Here is a 15,947-nt window from a genome sequence, read left to right on the forward strand (position 1 = left end):
CACTTGACCGACAATTTCTGCTCTAGCGGGGCGGTCCCGGCTCAGACTCGAGTCGGTCCGCGCGCGGTCGGAAGTGCCAGAGCGCCATATGCGCCCTGCCCGCCGCCTTCCCGCCAGAGGCAGAGGACAGAAGCATGACGACCAAACTCGAGCGGCAGAGCGCCCCCGCACCGATCCTGGCCTGCACGGTCAGCCGGGATGTGCAGAATTTCGACCTGCTCATCGAGGATATGGAAACGCTTCTCGGCGAGGGCTGGGGCGATCTCGGCTTTGAGGAGGCGCTGACCTTCCTCGGCCAGCCAGACGCCGGCACGCTGGAATTCATCGCACTTGCCATGGACAGCGAGGATGAGAACAATCTTCCGCTTCTGTGCAAGATCATCGGCCGCGCGATCGAGCGCGGCATCAAAGTCATTCTGATCGCCGAAGATGTGACCCCCGCGGCCCTGCACCAGTTGCTGCGGGGCGGCGCCGACGAATTCGCCCCCTACCCGCTGCCCGAAGGTGAACTGGCCAACGCGGTGAGCCGTCTGCGCGCCCGTGCCGAGGCGGCGGCTGTCCCGGCGGCGGAACACGGCACAAAGCTCAAGGGCGGCGGCGATGGCATTCTGGTCGCCGCGCAGGGGCTCTGCGGCGGCACCGGCACAACCACATTCGCAGTGAACCTCGCATGGGAACTTGCCACCGTGCGCAAGGATGCGGCGCCGCGGGTCTGTCTGATCGATCTCAGCCTGCAATTTGGCACCGTCGCCACCTACCTCGACCTGCCCCGCCGCGAGGCGGTTCTGGAACTGCTCAGCGATATCCCCTCGATGGACGGTGACAGCTTCGGTCAGGCGCTGGTGCCCTATGAGGATCAACTGCAGGTTCTCACCGCGCCGCCGGACATGCTGCCGATGGACATGCTCTCGCCCACGGACGTGAAGGCTCTGCTCGACGTCGCGCGCGAGCATTTCGATTTTGTGGTGGTCGACCTGCCCAAGGCGATCTCGGACTGGACCGACACCGTTCTGACCGAGGCGCAGGTGTTTTTCGCGCTGGTCGAACTCGACATGCGCTCGGCACAGAATGCGCTGCGCCTGAAGCGAGCGCTGCAATCCGAGGATCTGCCCTTCGAGAAGATCCGCTTTGTGCTGAACCACGCCCCGAAATTCACCGACCTTCAAGGCAAGACCCGCGCCAAGCGGATGGCCGAAGGTCTGGGCATCGACTTCAGTGTGCTGCTGCCCGACGGCGGCAAGCAAGTGCAGATGGCTGGCGACCATGGCGTGCCGCTGGCCCGTCAGGCGGCCAAGAACCCGCTGCGTAAAGAAATCGCCAAACTGGCCGCCGAGCTCTACGCCATCGGCCAATCGGATGCGGAAGCCGCGTGATAGGAGCCCGCCATGTTTTCTCGTTACAAAAAGACACCGTCGAAACCTGTCGCGGTGGCCCCTGCCCCGGCTGAGGAAGCTGCTGCGACCACCGTCGCCGCGCCCAAGGCCAGCGCTGAAAAGCCGCAGTCCATGCGCAAGCCCAAGCCGCCGCGCCCCGCCGAGGCGGCACCGCAGGATCGCGAGAAGAAGCGCAAGGAACGGCTTGGCGAGATCAAGCTCGAACTGCACCGCGCGCTGCTCGACAACCTGAACCTTGCCGCCATCGATCAGGCCAGCGAGGGCGAACTGCGCGAGGAGATCGCCGCGATCGCCACCGAGTCGCTGCAGGAAAAGGGCATCGTGCTGAACCGCGAGGAACGCAGCACGCTGAACCAAGAGCTCTATGACGAGGTCAAAGGTCTGGGGCCGCTCGAAACGCTGCTGAAGGACGACACCGTCTCGGATATCCTCGTGAACGGGCCGCGGCAGATCTTCGTTGAACGCAACGGCAAGCTGCAGATCTCGGATGTCACCTTCAAGGATGAACGCCATCTGATGCGGATCATCGACAAGATCGTTTCCGCCGTGGGACGCCGGGTCGATGAATCCAATCCCTATGTCGACGCCCGCCTTGCCGACGGCTCGCGTTTCAACGCCATGGTGCCCCCCATCGCGGTGGACGGCTCGCTGGTGTCGATCCGGAAATTCAAAAAGGACAAGCTAGGCATCGACGATCTGGTGAACTTCGGCGCCTTCACCGAGGAAATGGCCGTCTACCTGCAGGCTGCCGTCGCCACCCGCCTCAACGTCATCGTCTCGGGCGGTACCGGTTCGGGCAAGACCACCACGCTCAACGCGCTGTCGTCCTTCATCGACGACAGCGAACGCATCCTGACCATCGAAGACACCGCCGAACTTCAGCTGCAGCAGACCCATGTGGGCCGGATGGAAAGCCGTCCGCCGAACGTCGAGGGCAAGGGCGCGGTCACCCCGCGTGACTGCCTGAAGAACGCGCTGCGGATGCGCCCTGACCGCATCATCGTCGGCGAGACGCGCGGCGAGGAAGTGATCGACATGCTGCAGGCGATGAACACCGGCCACGACGGCTCGATGACCACGATCCACGCCAACAACCCGCGCGACGCCATCTCGCGCCTCGAGAACATGATCGCCATGGCCGGGGTCGAGATGCCGCTGAAGGCCATGCGCAGCCAGATTTCCTCGGCGGTGCACATCCTCGTACAGGCCAGCCGCCTGCAGGACGGCTCGCGCCGGATGACCTCGATCACCGAGATCACCGGCATGGAAGGCGACGTCATCTCGATGCAGGAAGTGTTCCGCTACCAGCGCGTCGGCCTCACCCCCGAGAACAAGATCCTCGGCCATTTCACTGCCACCGGTGTGCGCAGCCACTTCTCCGAGCGGTTCCGCATGTGGGGCTATGACGTGCCGCCCTCGATCTACGAACCCTTCCGTCCGGAGTAAGCGCCATGCTGAGTGCAGAACCGATCATCTACGGCCTGATCTTCATCGGCGTTCTGGTGCTGGTCGAGGGTGTCTATCTCGTCGCTTTTGGCAAATCGATCAGCCTCAACAGCCGGGTCAACCGCAGGCTGGAGATGCTGAACAAGCACGACAGCCGCGAAGAGGTTCTGGCCAAGCTGCGCAAGGAGATGGACCAGCATCTCGACCGCCGCGGCATCCCGCTCTATTCGCTGCTGGCCGATCGCGCGCAAAAGGCCGCGCTGGCCTTTACCCCGCAGCAACTGATCCTGATCATGATCGGGGTCAGCGTCTTTGCCTTCTTCGGTCTCACGATGGGCACCGAAGCCACGCTGCCGGTGCGCGTGATCATGGGGGTCGTCATCGGCGTCGGCGGCGTCTTTATGTGGGTGAACAACAAGGCCAAGAAGCGCCTCGCGCTGATCGAAGAGCAACTGCCCGACGCGGTGGAACTGATGGTGCGCAGCCTGCGCGTCGGCTACCCGTTCAGCTCTGCCATCACCATCGTGTCGAAAGAGATTAAGGACCCGCTGGCCACCGAATTCGGTGTGATCTCGGACGAGGCCACCTATGGCCGGGACATCGGCGAAGCGCTCAAGCATATGGCCGAACGGCTCGACATGCAGGACCTTCGCTTCCTCGCCGTGGCGGTGACCATCCAGCAGCAGTCGGGCGGCAACCTCGCCGAGATCCTCGACGGTCTGGCCAAGGTGATCCGCGCCCGTTTCCGCCTGTTCCGCCGCGTCAAAGCCATCACCGCCGAGGCGCAATGGTCCGGCAAGTTCCTCTCGGGCTTCCCGCTGGTGGTGCTGCTGGCGATCCAGGTCCTCGATCCGCACTACTACGACGAAGTGGTCGATCACCCGCTCTTCATCCCCTGCTGCTTTGCCGTGGCCATCTTCCTGACCGCCAACCTCGTGGTCATGCGGATGCTCGTGAACATCAAAGTCTGAGGCCCCTGCCATGCTCGACACGCTCAATACGCTGATCACCGCCAAGCTCGGCCCCGCCGGACCGCTGATGGTCGTCGCCGGCCTCGCCTTCCTGCTGATCCTCGCCAGCATTCCGCTGATGCTGCGCTCGCGCCCCGATCCGATGGACAAGCTGCGCGAGACCTCGCGCAAGAAGATGGAGAAGGAAACCCGCGCGGTGCTGCGCGACACGCGGCGCAACGAGAAGCTCAACAAATACGCCCAATACCTCGAGCCGCAGACCGCCGAGGAACTGAGCGCCATCCGCATGAAACTCATGCAGGCCGGCTATCGTTCGCGCGACGCGGTGCGCATCTACTACTTCGCGCAAATGGCGCTGGGGCTGGGCCTTCTGGCTGTGGGCTCGGCCTATTACATGCTTGTGCTCGGCACGCCTGACGCCCCTCTGCATGAGAAGATGCTGTTCATGATCGGCCCGGGCGCCGCGGGATATTTCGCGCCGAAATACTGGGTCACCCGTCGCGTCGAAGAGCGCCGCCAGCAAATCGTCGAGGGATTTCCCGACGCGCTCGACATGATGCTGGTCTGCGTCGAGGCGGGCCAGTCGCTCGACCAGTCGATCCGCCGCGTCGCCGGCGAGCTGCGCGCCTCCTATGTGGCGCTGGCCGACGAGTTCGAGATCATCAGCAACGAGATGAAGGCGGGCAAAGAGAAATCTGCCGTGCTCAACGACATGGGCGAGCGCTGCGGCGTGCAGGATGTGTCGTCGTTCGTCACCGTGCTGAACCAGGCTTCGTCCTTCGGCACCTCGATCGCCGACGCGCTGCGGGTCTACGCGGGCGAAATGCGTGACAAAAGGGTCATGCGCGCTGAGGAAAAGGCAAACAAGCTGCCGACAAAGATGACGCTGACCACTATGATCCTCACGGTGCCGCCACTGCTGATGATCCTCGTGGGTCCTTCGGTGGTGGGCATCTCGAACATCGGAAGTCTCGTCAAATAGGCCACATGCCGCGCGCACTGACGCTCATATTCATTCCGCTCATCCTGGCCGCCTGTTCTTCGGGCGGCCTTGGTGCGTTCGGGCGGACCGACACGCTCGAACAGGAGCCCGGAACGCCCTTTGCACCTGCCCTCGATCCCAGAGGCTCCGAGGTCGATCAGTTGCTCGTCGGGCACCGGCTGATGCAAGCCGGACAGGCAGAATTGGCGCTCGAGGCCTACACCCGCGCTGCTGGCACGCATGGGCTCACCGCAGAGGTGCTCAGCTCGCTCGGTTCAGCGAACCTTGCGCTCGGTCGGCTCGGGCAGGCCGAGACCTTGCTGCGCCGCGCCGTCGAGGTTGAACCGGACTGGCCCGCCGCTTGGAACAACCTTGGCGTCGTGCTGATCAACTCAGACCAGACCTCGGAAGCCGCCGAGGTGTTCCGCCGCGCCTACGCGCTGGACAACGGCGAAAGCGACGAAATCCGCGACAACCTGCGCTTGGCGCTCGCAAAGCTGGACGATACGGGTTATGATCCGGCGCAAAATCAAGACTATAGGCTGATCCGCCGGGGCGGTGGCGACTATCTCATCCGGCACGGCGGCTAAGCCCTTGGCCTGAAAGCAGGCCCCAGACGAGGCAAGAGCAGCAAAAGGACGCAGAAAATGCGCCACCGGAACGTTTTGATCGCCTGCGCGGCGGGTCTCATCGCCCTGTCCGCCTGCAGCAAAGACATCGACAAGGATGCCGTGGACCGCGAGTTCACCGGGGTGAACGCCATCGACGGCGCAGGTCTTACCGAAGTGATGCTGAGCGCTGGCGACCCCGAAGAGGCCGTGGCCTATTTCTCGCGCAGCGCCGATCAGCAGCCCGAACGCATCGATTTTCAGCGCGGTCTTGCGAAATCTCTCGTCCGTGCCAAGCGCTACCCCGAGGCCGTCACCGCTTGGACGCAGGTGGTCGCGCATCAGGGCGCCAGCAACGAGGACAGCGTGGCGCTTGCGGATGCGCTGATCCGCAACAACAACTGGGACAAGGCCGAGCAGGTGCTGGGCACCATCCCGCCCACCCATGAGACCTTCCAACGCTACCGGCTCGAAGCGATGATCGCCGACAGCCACCAGCAGTGGCAAAAGGCCGACAGCTTCTACGAGATCGCCTCGGGCCTGACCACCAAGCCCGCCTCCGTGCTGAACAACTGGGGCTATTCGAAGCTGAGCCGAGGCGATTATGCCGACGCCGAAAAGCTCTTTGGCGACGCCATCCGCCGCGACCCCAAGCTCTTCACCGCCAAGAACAACCTCGTGCTGGCCCGTGGCGCGCAGGGCAACTACACGCTGCCGGTGATGGATATGACCCAGATCGAACGCGCGGAGCTGCTGCAGACGCTGGGCCTTGCGGCGGTGAAACGCGGCGATGTGGAGATTGGCAAAGGCCTGCTGCGCGACGCGCTTGAAACCCATCCGCAGCACTTCGAAGCGGCCGCCCGTGCGCTGGACGCTCTCGAAGCGCCCGTGGTGAACTGAGGCTGGGGAGGTGCTGGTGATTTCCGCATCCGCTGCGCTCTGGTTCCTCCCGCTGGTGCTGCCCATCTGCCTCTGGGTTTGCTACACCGATATGAAGTGGATGAAGATCCTCAATAAATCGGTGATCGCCCTCTTCGTGGTCTTCGTCGTTATCGGCCCCTTTGTCCTGCCTTTGAGCGATTACGCATGGCGTTACGTGCAGCTGATGGCCGTGCTTCTGGCAGGCATCGCGCTGAACGCCGGGGGGGCCGTTGGCGCGGGCGATGCGAAATTCGCCGCCGCCGCCGCGCCGTTCATCCACCTTGGCGATCTGCGCTTTGTCATGGCGCTTTTTGCCGCGACACTCTTTGCCGCCTTCGTCAGCCACCGACTGGTGCGCGCCACGCCGCTGCGCCGCCTCGCCCCCGGCTGGGCCAGCTGGGAGAGCGGCAGTCGCTTTCCCATGGGGCTGGCACTGGGGGGCACGCTAGGCCTCTATCTGCTTCTGGGTGCCCTCTATGGGGCCGAGCCCGCCTGAGCGGCGACCCCTACCCCGCGATCTCGCGCGTGCGCGCCACGGCAGCGTCCAGCCCCGCATCGACCGCATCCTGAAACCCCGCCTCCTGCATCGCCAGAAGTCCCGCCGCCGTGGTGCCCGCGTAGTCGATCATGCCGCGCACATGCGCAGAGGCGGTTTGCCGATCCCCGGCCAGCATCTCGCCCGAGGCCAGAAACAGCTGCCGCACCGCCATATCCGCCACTGCGGGCGCGACACCCCGGCGTTCGGCGTAATCGGCCATGGAGGCCGCAAGCTGCGCAACGAAGCCCGGCACCGGCCCGGTCATCGCGGTAAAGATCTCGATCTGCGCCTCATCGGGCACTTCGGCGGTGCTGCCACATGCGCCCAGCAGCCGGGTCACATGCGCGCGATCTTCGGCGGAAAGCGCCCCACACCACGGCGAGAAGGCCAGCCGCCGTGCAGCGGCCGGGCTCGACATGGCGCGCACGACGCGCTCGGCGCCGGTGTGCTCGGCGATCCGCGCGGCGCTGACGCCGGCCATGACAGAGATCACCAGCTTGCCCGACGCGTCGATCTCCAGCGCGCCGAACTGCGCGGGCGGCACCGACAGGATCACCACATCGCAGGCCGCAACCAGCGCCTGCGCGTCGGCGGTCGCCTGCACCCCGTCCGGCAGCCCCTCGGCACCGCCCGAGCGGTTCGAGACCCAGAGCCCCTCCGCCGCGACCTCCCCGCTTGCAAGCAGCCCGGTGACAAGGCTCCGCCCCAGCATCCCCGTTCCCCCGATCACACCTACCGTCACCTGCGCACCCATCATGGTCTCCTGATCCTGCGTCATCCTGCATCGGGCACCAGCCTCGCGCAGCCGCCCGCGCGACACAAGCCGCCCCGCCTTTGCACCGCCGCTCCGGCGCCGCTGCAATTCCCGCCCCAAGCCAAGCTCTTGCCACAATGATGCGGCTTCCTGTGCGGCAAGAAGGATGGCGCCGCGCAGGCCAGATCAGGGACCACCGACCGATGAACATGCAAACCACCAGCGTGATCGCGCCCCCGGCGCCGAAGCGGCTCGAAGACATGGTGCTGCCGCGCACGATGATGCGCGACATCGTTCTCAAGACCATGTTCCGCAACAACACCAATAAGGTCACTGACCTGGCCCATGCGATCTGCCTGCCGATCGTGATCACCCAAGAACTGGTCGACCTCGGACGCAGCCACGGGCTCATCGAAGCCATGGGCACCCGCGGCGAGGTGGGCAGCAGCGAGATGAACTATCAGTTGACCGACAGCGGCAAGGCGCGGGCGCTGGATGCGCTCTCGCAGTCGGAATATTTCGGCCCCATGCCGGTGCCGCTTTCGGCCTACCGCGAACAGGTGAAGCGACAGTCGATCCGCAACATCCAGATGACCCGCGAGGCGCTGACCGGCGCAATGGGGCATCTCGTGCTGCCCGACGATCTGATCTCGCACCTCGGCCCGGCAGTGAGCGCTGGCCGGTCGATCCTGATGTACGGCCCGCCGGGCAACGGTAAATCCTCGATCTCGAACGGCATCCGTGCCGCGCTTGGTGACCGCATCTTCGTGCCGCGCGCCATCGAATATTCCGGGCAGGTGATCACCGTCTACGACCCGATCGTGCATTCCGCCGCCGAGAGCGACATCGAGGACCCCACCCGCCTGCGCCGCAACAACCGCTTCGACACGCGCTACGTGCTGTGCGACCGGCCCACGGTGATCACCGGCGGTGAGCTGTCGCTGAACATGCTCGATCTGGTCTACAACCCCACCGCCCGCACCTATCAGGCGCCGCTGCAGTTGAAATCCACCGGCGGTCTGTTCATCGTCGACGACCTTGGACGTCAGGCCGAACCGCCGCAGAAACTGGTCAACCGCTGGATCGTGCCGCTGGAAGAGAACAAGGACATCCTCGCCCTGCAATCGGGCGAGAAGTTCGAGGTTCCTTTCGACACGCTGGTGATTTTCTCGACCAACTTCCATCCCAACGAGATCTTCGACAAGGCGGCCCTGCGCCGGATTTTCTTCAAGATCAAGATCGACGGCCCGAACCAGCAGGACTTCCTGAAAATCTTCGCCATGGTCGCCCGCAAAAAGCAGATGGTGCTCGACGAGGCCTCGCTCGTGCACCTGCTGAAGACCAAATATCCGACCATCGACAACGTCTATGCCAACTACCAGCCGGTGTTCCTGATCGACCAGATGAAGGCGATCTGCGACTTCGAAGGCTGGCCCTACAAGATGACCCCGGACCTGGTCGACAGAGCCTGGGCGAACCTCTTCGTGCGCGACGAAACCATCGTGAAATAGCGTCTCTGGCGCCGGTCCCAGAAAGTTGGAAATTTCCGCCGCGGCAGGTGTTTTTTCCGCTTGACGATACCGCGCCAGAACCATATTCAGCCCCCACTTCTTGGCGGAGTAGCTCAGTTGGTTAGAGCAGCGGAATCATAATCCGCGTGTCGGGGGTTCAAGTCCCTCCTCCGCTACCAAATTACCCCAGTATCAACGGTGACTTCCTCCTATGTGGCGTTGATGCCCGTCGGGCGGAAAGCCGTCTGGGGTGGCGCCGGGGTGGCAAGATGGCAGGGCTGCTTTCTCAGCACCCGTTTCAACATACGGAATGATCCGGGCGCGAAGCCGATGGGACAAGCCCTCATCGCGTCCAGCATCCGGAAGAGTTTTTTCGTCCAACCCGCCATGATTTCTATTGGGCCGTCATAAAACGGTCCGATCTCCCCTCCGCATAGAGACAAGGAGATCATCATGCACATCACGTCGCCCACCCCCGACACCCTCGTCGGGATCGCCACTCTCGTGGACATCCTTCAGCGGTCGCGCGCCAGCATCTACACGGACATCAAGAACAAGACTTTCCCGAAGCCTCTAAAGCTCGGCAACTCGTCGCGCTGGCGGCTATCGGAAGTAATGGCGGTCATCGACCGCCTGTCTGACGAGCGCGACGCGAGCTGAAAGTCTCGATCAGGTCGCGGCGAGACGAGGGCAAAGGTCGGCCACCCGCGCCCCTGACCATCGCACCGCGTTGAGGACATCGAAGGTCGCGCAGCCCGAAAGGGCCGGCGCGTCGATCTCCCTTAACGAAAGCATGATCAGGGAGCGCGCGACCTCCGCCAGCTCGGCTATCAATGCTGGCCGTGCGGGCAGAGAGGCAACGCAGAGGCCTATGAGTTCAGCCACCGCGTCGACCCCCTCCTCATCCCCCAGAACAGATAAGAGGTCGTAGAGCACCATACCGTCTCGGCGAATGAAGTCGACCACGTCGAGAACAGCGTCCTCTCGCGGGTCTCGCGCCGTTACGACGTGGCTGGTGGTTGAAAGCATATTCATGCAGGTCTCCCTGACGACAGTCCTCGGCGAGTGCCACGCAAGATCAGCTGTCTTCGTCAAAGTTATCAGCGCCAACGAGGGCCGGCGCTGTTGCGGAAAGCCTATTGTCCCAGCCGGGCTCGCAGAACACCGAGCCGGGCACCGTAGAGACGCACGGCCGCGTCAAGGTCCGCAGGGGCTCCACCGCGGACACAAGCTTCGTCCAGATCACCGGCGCCGATCCCGGCCAACTCTGACAAAACAAGGTCGATCTCTGCGCGCATCACGGGCAGATCACGGATGTCGCAGGCAACGCGTTCCGTGAGGCGGATGAGGGCTTGGCTCGCGACCTCGCAATGGCAAATGACGAGCAGTTCATGCAGCGCCACTGCTTCGATAGCAAGGAAGCCTGCGATGCACACGTATTGATCGAAAATCTCAGGCTCGATCACCTAGTCTTGGACATGGTGGCTCCTCCACGACAGTCTGAGCCAGCCCCTTTGAAGTGGTCCACCCACTATGCGTGAAATCCGATAGGATTTCGGCAAACAGGAGGACTGCGGAATGGCTGGAAAGCGAGAGAAGCCGGAAGATATTGTCACCAAGCTGCGCCAGGTCAAGGTGTTGCACGGCCAAGGCCTGTCGATGGCCGATGCTGTGCGCCAGATCGGGATATCGCAGCACACGTTCTACCGCTGGCGGAAGCAGTATGGCGGGATGAACCGGGCACAGTTGTCGCGGCTCAAGGAGCTCGAGAAGGGGAACCTGAGGCTGCGGCGGGCGATGTCCGACCTGACGCTCGAGAAGCTGATCCTGACCGAGGCTGCTCGGGGGTGAAGGGCGTCCCGGAAACGGTCTGGGGGACCGTTTCAGCCCTGAGGGGCGGAGCGCCTTAGCCCTTCGCGCCGCCGCAAGAGCGTGGAGCCTGTGCGCCAGACATTCGGCACCTCCGAACGCCGGGCCTGCCGGGTGCTCGGCCAGCACCGCCCCACGCAGCGCAAGCCGCCCCAGGGCCGGGAAGACGTGGCTCGGCTGACAGCCGACGTCATCGATCTGGCCCTGGCGTATGGCCGCTACGGCTACCACCGGGTCGCCGTGCTGCTGCGCCGGGCAGGCTGGCAGGTGAACCACAAGCGGGTGGCGCGGTGAGCCGTGGTCCGCCATCGGTTCGAGGCCCGCAGCGAACGGCGGCGCGAAGGGCTCAAGGTCCCACACGAGCAGAAGAAGCGCGGCAGGCTCTGGCTGAACCGCGCCGGGTTTGCCGGAGGCTTGAGCTCCTTCCAGCGATACTGCGGCGGCGGCGCGAGACCTTCGACCACCCAGACCCCATGCCAAGGGGAGCGACCGCCTACCTTTCGGACGCCGACAGCGTGGGCGAGCTCGCGCGTGGCGCGCGCCGAGGGCAACCGCCAGTAGTGAGCAAGTTCTTGGACATCTGCCTCCCCTGGACTTTCCTGGCTCGAGCTCATGACCGTGTCTCCTTCCAAAGAGGAGGTCGGATCGATTGCGCCACTCCGGAAACTTTGCCTGAGAGCTCCTTGCAGCATTTTGCTGACCTTGAGGCTCCTTCGGCGCCTGCCGCCCGAACGCGCTTTATCTGTAGGGGAAGTTGACCGGATCTTACCCAAAACCGGTGCCGTTCGGTGCCTTTCAGTGCCGTTTGAGCCGGTTTTTGGGGTTTTGGATTTTTTTCGAGAAGAGGCCAGTTTCGCCTTGTAGTCCCTATGTTTGCTTGGCTATCCGCGTCAGCGGAGACGTGGCCGAGTGGTCGAAGGCGCTTCCCTGCTAAGGGTCGCGCCAAAACATCCAAACACTTTGAATTCGTTACGTAAATCGCCGAAGCCGCAGTCGACCGCACGGATTCTGCGCGCCACCAATATATTTCCCACAGCACGACCATTTTCAGCGAAAATCCGCCCATCATGGACGCCGCGCTCTTTCACCGCCTAAGGATCAGAGCTCACCGCTCCTCAGACGCTAGCAGCTAAGCGACAACTAGATTCGATCAGGAAATTGCACCGCCCGATGCGTATTCTGACGCTGGAACTAAGTAACGTCTCCTCAAGTCGACCAGCCAGCGCACATACGAAAATCCTTGGGACACCAGTAAAACGGTAAGTTCCTCTGATGGCATCTTTGGTTCGACATCCGGAGAAACGTGCCGATAGTTGTGGCAGGCATCCGTCCAATCAACGAGAGCATCACAGTTCTTTTGCGAAGCCCGTCTCATGGTCGTGTCGGTGATAGACTTATCAACTGCCGGCTTCAAATACTGCTGCACCGCCGACTTATTCAGAGAGATCGAACCTTTGAACGATATCTTAAAGACATGTTCCGCAGCGTCGAACACAGCACGCACAGCTTCCCTTCGATCTCCACTATCTAGGAGATTTTGCTCAGAACGCTGAATTGTCCGTCATCACATAATTTGGGACCCGGAATGCTCAGCCGGTCAGGAGGGTCTGGCTCATACTGTTCGAGGTTAGGCCGCCTGAGTTCGGTTGAGCAAGCGGCGCTGGCGGATGGTGTCGGACTTGATCCTCCTTCGTTCGGCTAAGATGGCTTTGGCGCGACCGAAGTAGACGTCGGCCGGGGTGACGTTTCCGAGGCTCTCATGGACGCGTTGATGGTTGTAGTGGTCGACGAAGGTCTCGATCGCGGCCTCGAGTGCGCCGGGGAGGTAGTGGTTCTCCAGCAGGATGCGGTTCTTCAGGGTCTGGTGCCAGCGTTCGATCTTGCCCTGCGTCTGCGGATGGTTGGGGGCCCCGCGCACATGCTCCATCTGCTTGTCCTTCAGCCAGATTGCGAGATCGCCTGCGATGTAGGACGAGCCGTTGTCGCTGAGAAGTCGTGGTCGGTGTAGCACGGTCGGCTGGTCGCAACCGGACGCCTCCAGCGCGAGCTGGAGTGTGTCAGTGACATCTTCGGCTCGCATGGTCGTGCAGAGCTTCCAGGCGATTACATATCGGCTGAAGTCATCCAGGATGGTGCTCAGATAGTACCAACCCCAACCGATCACCTTCAGGTACGTGAAGTCGGTCTGCCAGAGCTGGTTTGGCCGGCTCGTCTTATCGCGGAACTCGTCCGCAGCCTTGACAACGATGAAGGCAGGGCTCGGGATCAGGTCGTGCGCCTTGAGGATGCGATACACCGAAGCCTCTGAGACAAAGTACTTCTTCGTATCTGTGAAGCGCACCGCAAGCTCCCGTGGAGAGAGTTCGGGCTCCTCCAGCGCCAAGCCGACCACATCCTGCCGGACATCATCAGGGATGCGGTTCCAGACCCGACCCGGGTGGGGTCGGCGATCCTCGAGACCGGCCTCGCCAAGGGATCGGTATCGGTCGTACCAACGATAGAAGGTTGTCTTCGGAATACCGAACATCTCCAGCGTGCGCGCCGCGGGCAGATGTGATCTCTCGACGAGCCGGATAATCTCGAGCTTTTCGGATGCAGGGTACCTCATTCGTGGTCTCCCCCATCCCCGATCATACTTTTTTTGAGCAGCCGATTCTCAAGGGTGGCCTCTGCCAAGGCCTCCTTCAGCGCGCTGGCCTCAGCCCGCAGGACCTTCACTTCCGGGCTGCTCGCCTGGCGCGCTGTGTCACCAGCAAGCCGCTTCTTGCCGGCCTCGAGAAACTCTTTGGACCAACTGTAGTACAGGCTCGTCGCAATCCCCTCGCGCCGGCAAAGCTCGGCTATGCTCTCCTCGCCGCGAAGGCCCTCAAGCACGATGCGGATCTTTTCCTCCGCCGAATGCTGTTTGCGGGTGCGTCGGCGGATGTCCTTCACAACCTTCTCGGCGGAAGGCTTAGGTGTTCCGGGTTTATGTCTCATCTCCACTCCTTGGTGGTTACGATGAGCCAGAAACCCTCCTTTCCGAAATCAATTCAGATGTCCCATAGGCGCTGACGCCGGACACATCGCAAGGAACTGGTTCCTTGCGAGTCACCACGGAAAACTGCACCAGGATTGGGTGGACGAACTCCGATATTCAGAAGCTACAAAATCCTCGCTCGCAAGCACCGGCTTCCGTGCGAAGTTGTCAAAACCTACACTCTTCCATGGCCTGTGAACCCATGAGGCCGTGGCTGTCGCCGTTGACAAATCGTTGCCAACCACGCGGATCTTTTGCGGCGGTATTGGGAAACATATATAATATTAAGCATGTGACATGAGCGGCGGAGAAAACGCATTTTTCGCCTTGTTTCTCGGTCGCTCCATCTCTAAACGGGTCCGCGGAGACGTGGCCGAGTGGTCGAAGGCGCTCCCCTGCTAAGGGAGTAGGCGGGAAACCGTCTCGAGGGTTCGAATCCCTTCGTCTCCGCCACCTACCATTTTCATTGAATGGCCTTGGGGCGCCTGATAGCGTATAAGTCTATGGACTTATGCGCTTATTCTGAGCCAGCCCCTTTGAAGTGGTCCACCCACGAAGCCTGAAATCCGATAGGATTTCGGCGAACAGGAGGACTACAGAATGGCTGGAAAGCGTGAGAAGCCTGAAGACATTGTCACCAAGCTGCGCCAGGTCGAGGTGTTGCACGGCCAAGGCCTGTCAATGGCCGATGCGGTGCGACAGATAGGGATATCGCAGCACACGTTCTACCGGTGGCGTAAGCAGTATGGTGGGATGAACCGGGCACAGTTGTCGCGGCTGAAGGAACTCGAGAAGGAGAACCTGAGGCTGCGGCGGGCGGTATCTGACCTGACGCTCGAGAAGCTGATCCTGACCGAGGCTGCCCAGGGAAACTTCTAAGCCCTTCGCGCCGCCGCGAATGCGTGGAGCATGTGTGCGAGACACTCGGCATCTCCGAACGCCGGGCCTGCCGGGTGCTCGGCCAACACCGCTCCACGCAGCGCAAGCCACCACAGGGCCGGGAAGACGAGGCGCGGCTGACCGCCGACGTCATCGATCTGGCCCGGGAGTATGGCCGCTACGGCTACCGCCGGGTCGCCGTGCTGCTGCGGCGTGCCGGCTGGCAGGTGAACCACAAGCGGGTGGCGCGCATTTGGCGGCGCGAAGGGCTCAAGGTCCCACACAAGCAGAAGAAGCGCGGCAGGCTCTGGCTGAACGATGGCTCTTGCGTGCGGCTGAAGCCCGAGCACCCCAACCACGTCTGGTCCTACGACTTCGTGCAGGACCGGACCAGTGACGGCCGGACCTACCGGACGCTCAACATCCTCGATGAATATACGCGGGAGGCGTTAATGATCCGTGTCGACAGGCGACTGAACTCCACCGATGTCCTGGACGCCCTGACCGATCTCTTCATCCAGCGCGGCCCGCCGCGGTTCATCCGGTCCGACAACGGCCCGGAGTTCATCGCGCAGAAGGTCCGCGACTGGATCGAGTTGGTGGGGGCGAAGACCGCCTACATCGAGCCGGGGTCACCCTGGGAGAACGGTTATTGCGAGAGCTTCAACAGCAGGTTCAGGGACGAACTCCTCAATGGCGAGGTCTTCTACTCGTTGAGGGAGGCGCAAATCCTCATCGAACAATGGCGAAAGCACTACAACACCGCTCGGCCGCATAGCGCTCTTGGATATCGGACACCGGCACCGGAGACCTTCATCCCCATAGATCGAAGGCCGACCATGCATTAGCATTTAACCCGGACCACTCGATGGGGTCAGCTCATCTCCGACGAGGCCGTCGCTGGACGCGCGATCGACGAGTTGCACGAGATCGTCGAGAATGTGGTCGTCCATTGGGACGCGGACGCGGACGGTCACCGTCTGGAGCTGTCGGCTAATCTCTCGGAGATGCTACGCAAATCGGCGCCGATTAAACTCGACGCCGTCCGAGGCGAT

General features: G+C 62.6%; 15 protein-coding genes, 2 tRNA genes and 1 pseudogene. 13 read left to right on the forward strand and 5 right to left on the reverse strand.

The genetic code is table 11. From position 1 onward, the window contains the following. Window positions 1-134: 134 nt before the first annotated feature. Genes AYJ57_RS15625 through AYJ57_RS15655 form a run of 7 tightly spaced genes read left to right on the forward strand, consistent with a single transcriptional unit; the run spans window position 135 to window position 6,818 of the window. A complete protein-coding gene (locus tag AYJ57_RS15625) occupies window positions 135-1,373 on the forward strand; it encodes an AAA family ATPase (protein WP_066107993.1) in 1,239 nt (412 codons plus the stop codon). A gap of 12 nt (window positions 1,374-1,385) precedes the next feature. After that, window positions 1,386-2,840 carry a CpaF family protein gene (locus AYJ57_RS15630; protein ID WP_066107995.1) on the forward strand — a complete coding sequence of 485 codons (1,455 nt, stop codon included), beginning with the start codon at window positions 1,386-1,388 and terminating at the stop codon, window positions 2,838-2,840. A gap of 5 nt (window positions 2,841-2,845) precedes the next feature. Continuing rightward, a complete protein-coding gene (locus tag AYJ57_RS15635) occupies window positions 2,846-3,811 on the forward strand; it encodes a type II secretion system F family protein (protein ID WP_066107997.1) in 966 nt (321 codons plus the stop codon). A 10-nt stretch (window positions 3,812-3,821) separates the two neighbouring features. After that, window positions 3,822-4,793, forward strand: a complete 972-nt coding sequence (locus AYJ57_RS15640; RefSeq protein WP_066108000.1) for a type II secretion system F family protein — start codon at window positions 3,822-3,824, stop codon at window positions 4,791-4,793. Between the two features lie 5 nt (window positions 4,794-4,798). Further along, window positions 4,799-5,383 carry a tetratricopeptide repeat protein gene (locus AYJ57_RS15645; RefSeq protein WP_066108003.1) on the forward strand — a complete coding sequence of 195 codons (585 nt, stop codon included), beginning with the start codon at window positions 4,799-4,801 and terminating at the stop codon, window positions 5,381-5,383. Window positions 5,384-5,440: 57 nt separating this feature from the next. Continuing rightward, complete coding sequence (locus AYJ57_RS15650; protein WP_066108006.1) at window positions 5,441-6,301, forward strand: tetratricopeptide repeat protein; 861 nt, start codon at window positions 5,441-5,443, stop codon at window positions 6,299-6,301. A gap of 10 nt (window positions 6,302-6,311) precedes the next feature. Beyond that, window positions 6,312-6,818, forward strand: a complete 507-nt coding sequence (locus AYJ57_RS15655) for a prepilin peptidase (protein WP_066108010.1) — start codon at window positions 6,312-6,314, stop codon at window positions 6,816-6,818. 10 nt (window positions 6,819-6,828) lie between these two features. Here the strand turns inward: AYJ57_RS15655 and AYJ57_RS15660 are convergent, their stop codons facing one another. Then, complete coding sequence (locus AYJ57_RS15660) at window positions 6,829-7,638, reverse strand: pyrroline-5-carboxylate reductase family protein (protein WP_237220252.1); 810 nt, start codon at window positions 7,636-7,638, stop codon at window positions 6,829-6,831. A gap of 179 nt (window positions 7,639-7,817) precedes the next feature. Between AYJ57_RS15660 and AYJ57_RS15665 the strand changes: the two genes are divergently transcribed. From AYJ57_RS15665 to AYJ57_RS15680, 3 genes are all read left to right on the forward strand, one after another. Further along, window positions 7,818-9,125 (forward strand): ATPase, encoded by a 1,308-nt coding sequence (locus AYJ57_RS15665; RefSeq protein ID WP_066108016.1) that lies wholly within the window; start codon window positions 7,818-7,820, stop codon window positions 9,123-9,125. 102 nt (window positions 9,126-9,227) lie between these two features. Beyond that, window positions 9,228-9,304: transfer RNA gene (locus tag AYJ57_RS15670), tRNA-Met, on the forward strand. A 274-nt stretch (window positions 9,305-9,578) separates the two neighbouring features. After that, window positions 9,579-9,785 carry a helix-turn-helix transcriptional regulator gene (locus AYJ57_RS15680; RefSeq protein ID WP_066108021.1) on the forward strand — a complete coding sequence of 69 codons (207 nt, stop codon included), beginning with the start codon at window positions 9,579-9,581 and terminating at the stop codon, window positions 9,783-9,785. A 9-nt stretch (window positions 9,786-9,794) separates the two neighbouring features. Here AYJ57_RS15680 and AYJ57_RS15685 read toward each other — a convergent pair whose 3' ends face one another. Continuing rightward, on the reverse strand, window positions 9,795-10,160 hold the full coding sequence (locus AYJ57_RS15685) for a hypothetical protein (protein ID WP_066108022.1): 366 nt from the start codon (window positions 10,158-10,160) through the stop codon (window positions 9,795-9,797). Window positions 10,161-10,261: 101 nt separating this feature from the next. Next, window positions 10,262-10,591: a hypothetical protein gene (locus tag AYJ57_RS15690; protein ID WP_066108025.1), complete on the reverse strand. Its 330-nt coding sequence runs from the start codon at window positions 10,589-10,591 to the stop codon at window positions 10,262-10,264. A 112-nt stretch (window positions 10,592-10,703) separates the two neighbouring features. Between AYJ57_RS15690 and AYJ57_RS26370 the strand changes: the two are divergent. Continuing rightward, window positions 10,704-11,387, forward strand: a pseudogene (locus tag AYJ57_RS26370) (transposase); the annotation flags it as partial. Between the two features lie 757 nt (window positions 11,388-12,144). Here the strand turns inward: AYJ57_RS26370 and AYJ57_RS25925 are convergent. Both AYJ57_RS25925 and AYJ57_RS15705 read right to left on the reverse strand, forming a co-directional pair. Further along, window positions 12,145-12,498, reverse strand: coding sequence for a hypothetical protein (locus AYJ57_RS25925; protein WP_157374203.1), 354 nt, complete (start codon window positions 12,496-12,498; stop codon window positions 12,145-12,147). A 123-nt stretch (window positions 12,499-12,621) separates the two neighbouring features. Beyond that, window positions 12,622-13,973, reverse strand: a protein-coding gene (locus tag AYJ57_RS15705) for an IS3 family transposase (protein ID WP_157374205.1) whose coding sequence is annotated in 2 segments (ribosomal slippage) — window positions 12,622-13,637 and window positions 13,637-13,973 — 1,353 coding nt in all. Because the reading frame shifts where the segments join, the coding sequence is not laid out codon by codon here. Window positions 13,974-14,376: 403 nt separating this feature from the next. Here AYJ57_RS15705 and AYJ57_RS15715 point away from each other — a divergent pair. Together AYJ57_RS15715 and AYJ57_RS15725 are read left to right on the forward strand one after the other, a co-directional pair. Continuing rightward, window positions 14,377-14,466, forward strand: a tRNA-Ser gene (locus AYJ57_RS15715). Window positions 14,467-14,613: 147 nt separating this feature from the next. After that, window positions 14,614-15,740, forward strand: a protein-coding gene (locus AYJ57_RS15725; protein WP_157374173.1) for an IS3 family transposase whose coding sequence is annotated in 2 segments (ribosomal slippage) — window positions 14,614-14,878 and window positions 14,878-15,740 — 1,128 coding nt in all. Because the reading frame shifts where the segments join, the coding sequence is not laid out codon by codon here. Window positions 15,741-15,947: the final 207 nt, after the last annotated feature.

Origin of the sequence: Salipiger sp. CCB-MM3 (assembly GCF_001687105.1) — a bacterium.
Lineage (GTDB): Bacteria > Pseudomonadota > Alphaproteobacteria > Rhodobacterales > Rhodobacteraceae > Salipiger.

Bases quoted from the DNA above. Each gene is read 5' to 3' on its own strand.
- AYJ57_RS15650 (WP_066108006.1), top strand. From the start codon at position 5,441: ATGCGCCACCGGAACGTTTTGATCGCCTGCGCGGCGGGTCTCATCGCC.
- AYJ57_RS15640 (WP_066108000.1), top strand. From the start codon at position 3,822: ATGCTCGACACGCTCAATACGCTGATCACCGCCAAGCTCGGCCCCGCC.
- AYJ57_RS15645 (WP_066108003.1), top strand. From the start codon at position 4,799: ATGCCGCGCGCACTGACGCTCATATTCATTCCGCTCATCCTGGCCGCC.
- AYJ57_RS15660 (WP_237220252.1), bottom strand. From the start codon at position 7,638: ATGACGCAGGATCAGGAGACCATGATGGGTGCGCAGGTGACGGTAGGT.
- AYJ57_RS15635 (WP_066107997.1), top strand. From the start codon at position 2,846: ATGCTGAGTGCAGAACCGATCATCTACGGCCTGATCTTCATCGGCGTT.
- AYJ57_RS15680 (WP_066108021.1), top strand. From the start codon at position 9,579: ATGCACATCACGTCGCCCACCCCCGACACCCTCGTCGGGATCGCCACT.
- AYJ57_RS15665 (WP_066108016.1), top strand. From the start codon at position 7,818: ATGAACATGCAAACCACCAGCGTGATCGCGCCCCCGGCGCCGAAGCGG.
- AYJ57_RS15630 (WP_066107995.1), top strand. From the start codon at position 1,386: ATGTTTTCTCGTTACAAAAAGACACCGTCGAAACCTGTCGCGGTGGCC.
- AYJ57_RS15685 (WP_066108022.1), bottom strand. From the start codon at position 10,160: ATGAATATGCTTTCAACCACCAGCCACGTCGTAACGGCGCGAGACCCG.
- AYJ57_RS15625 (WP_066107993.1), top strand. From the start codon at position 135: ATGACGACCAAACTCGAGCGGCAGAGCGCCCCCGCACCGATCCTGGCC.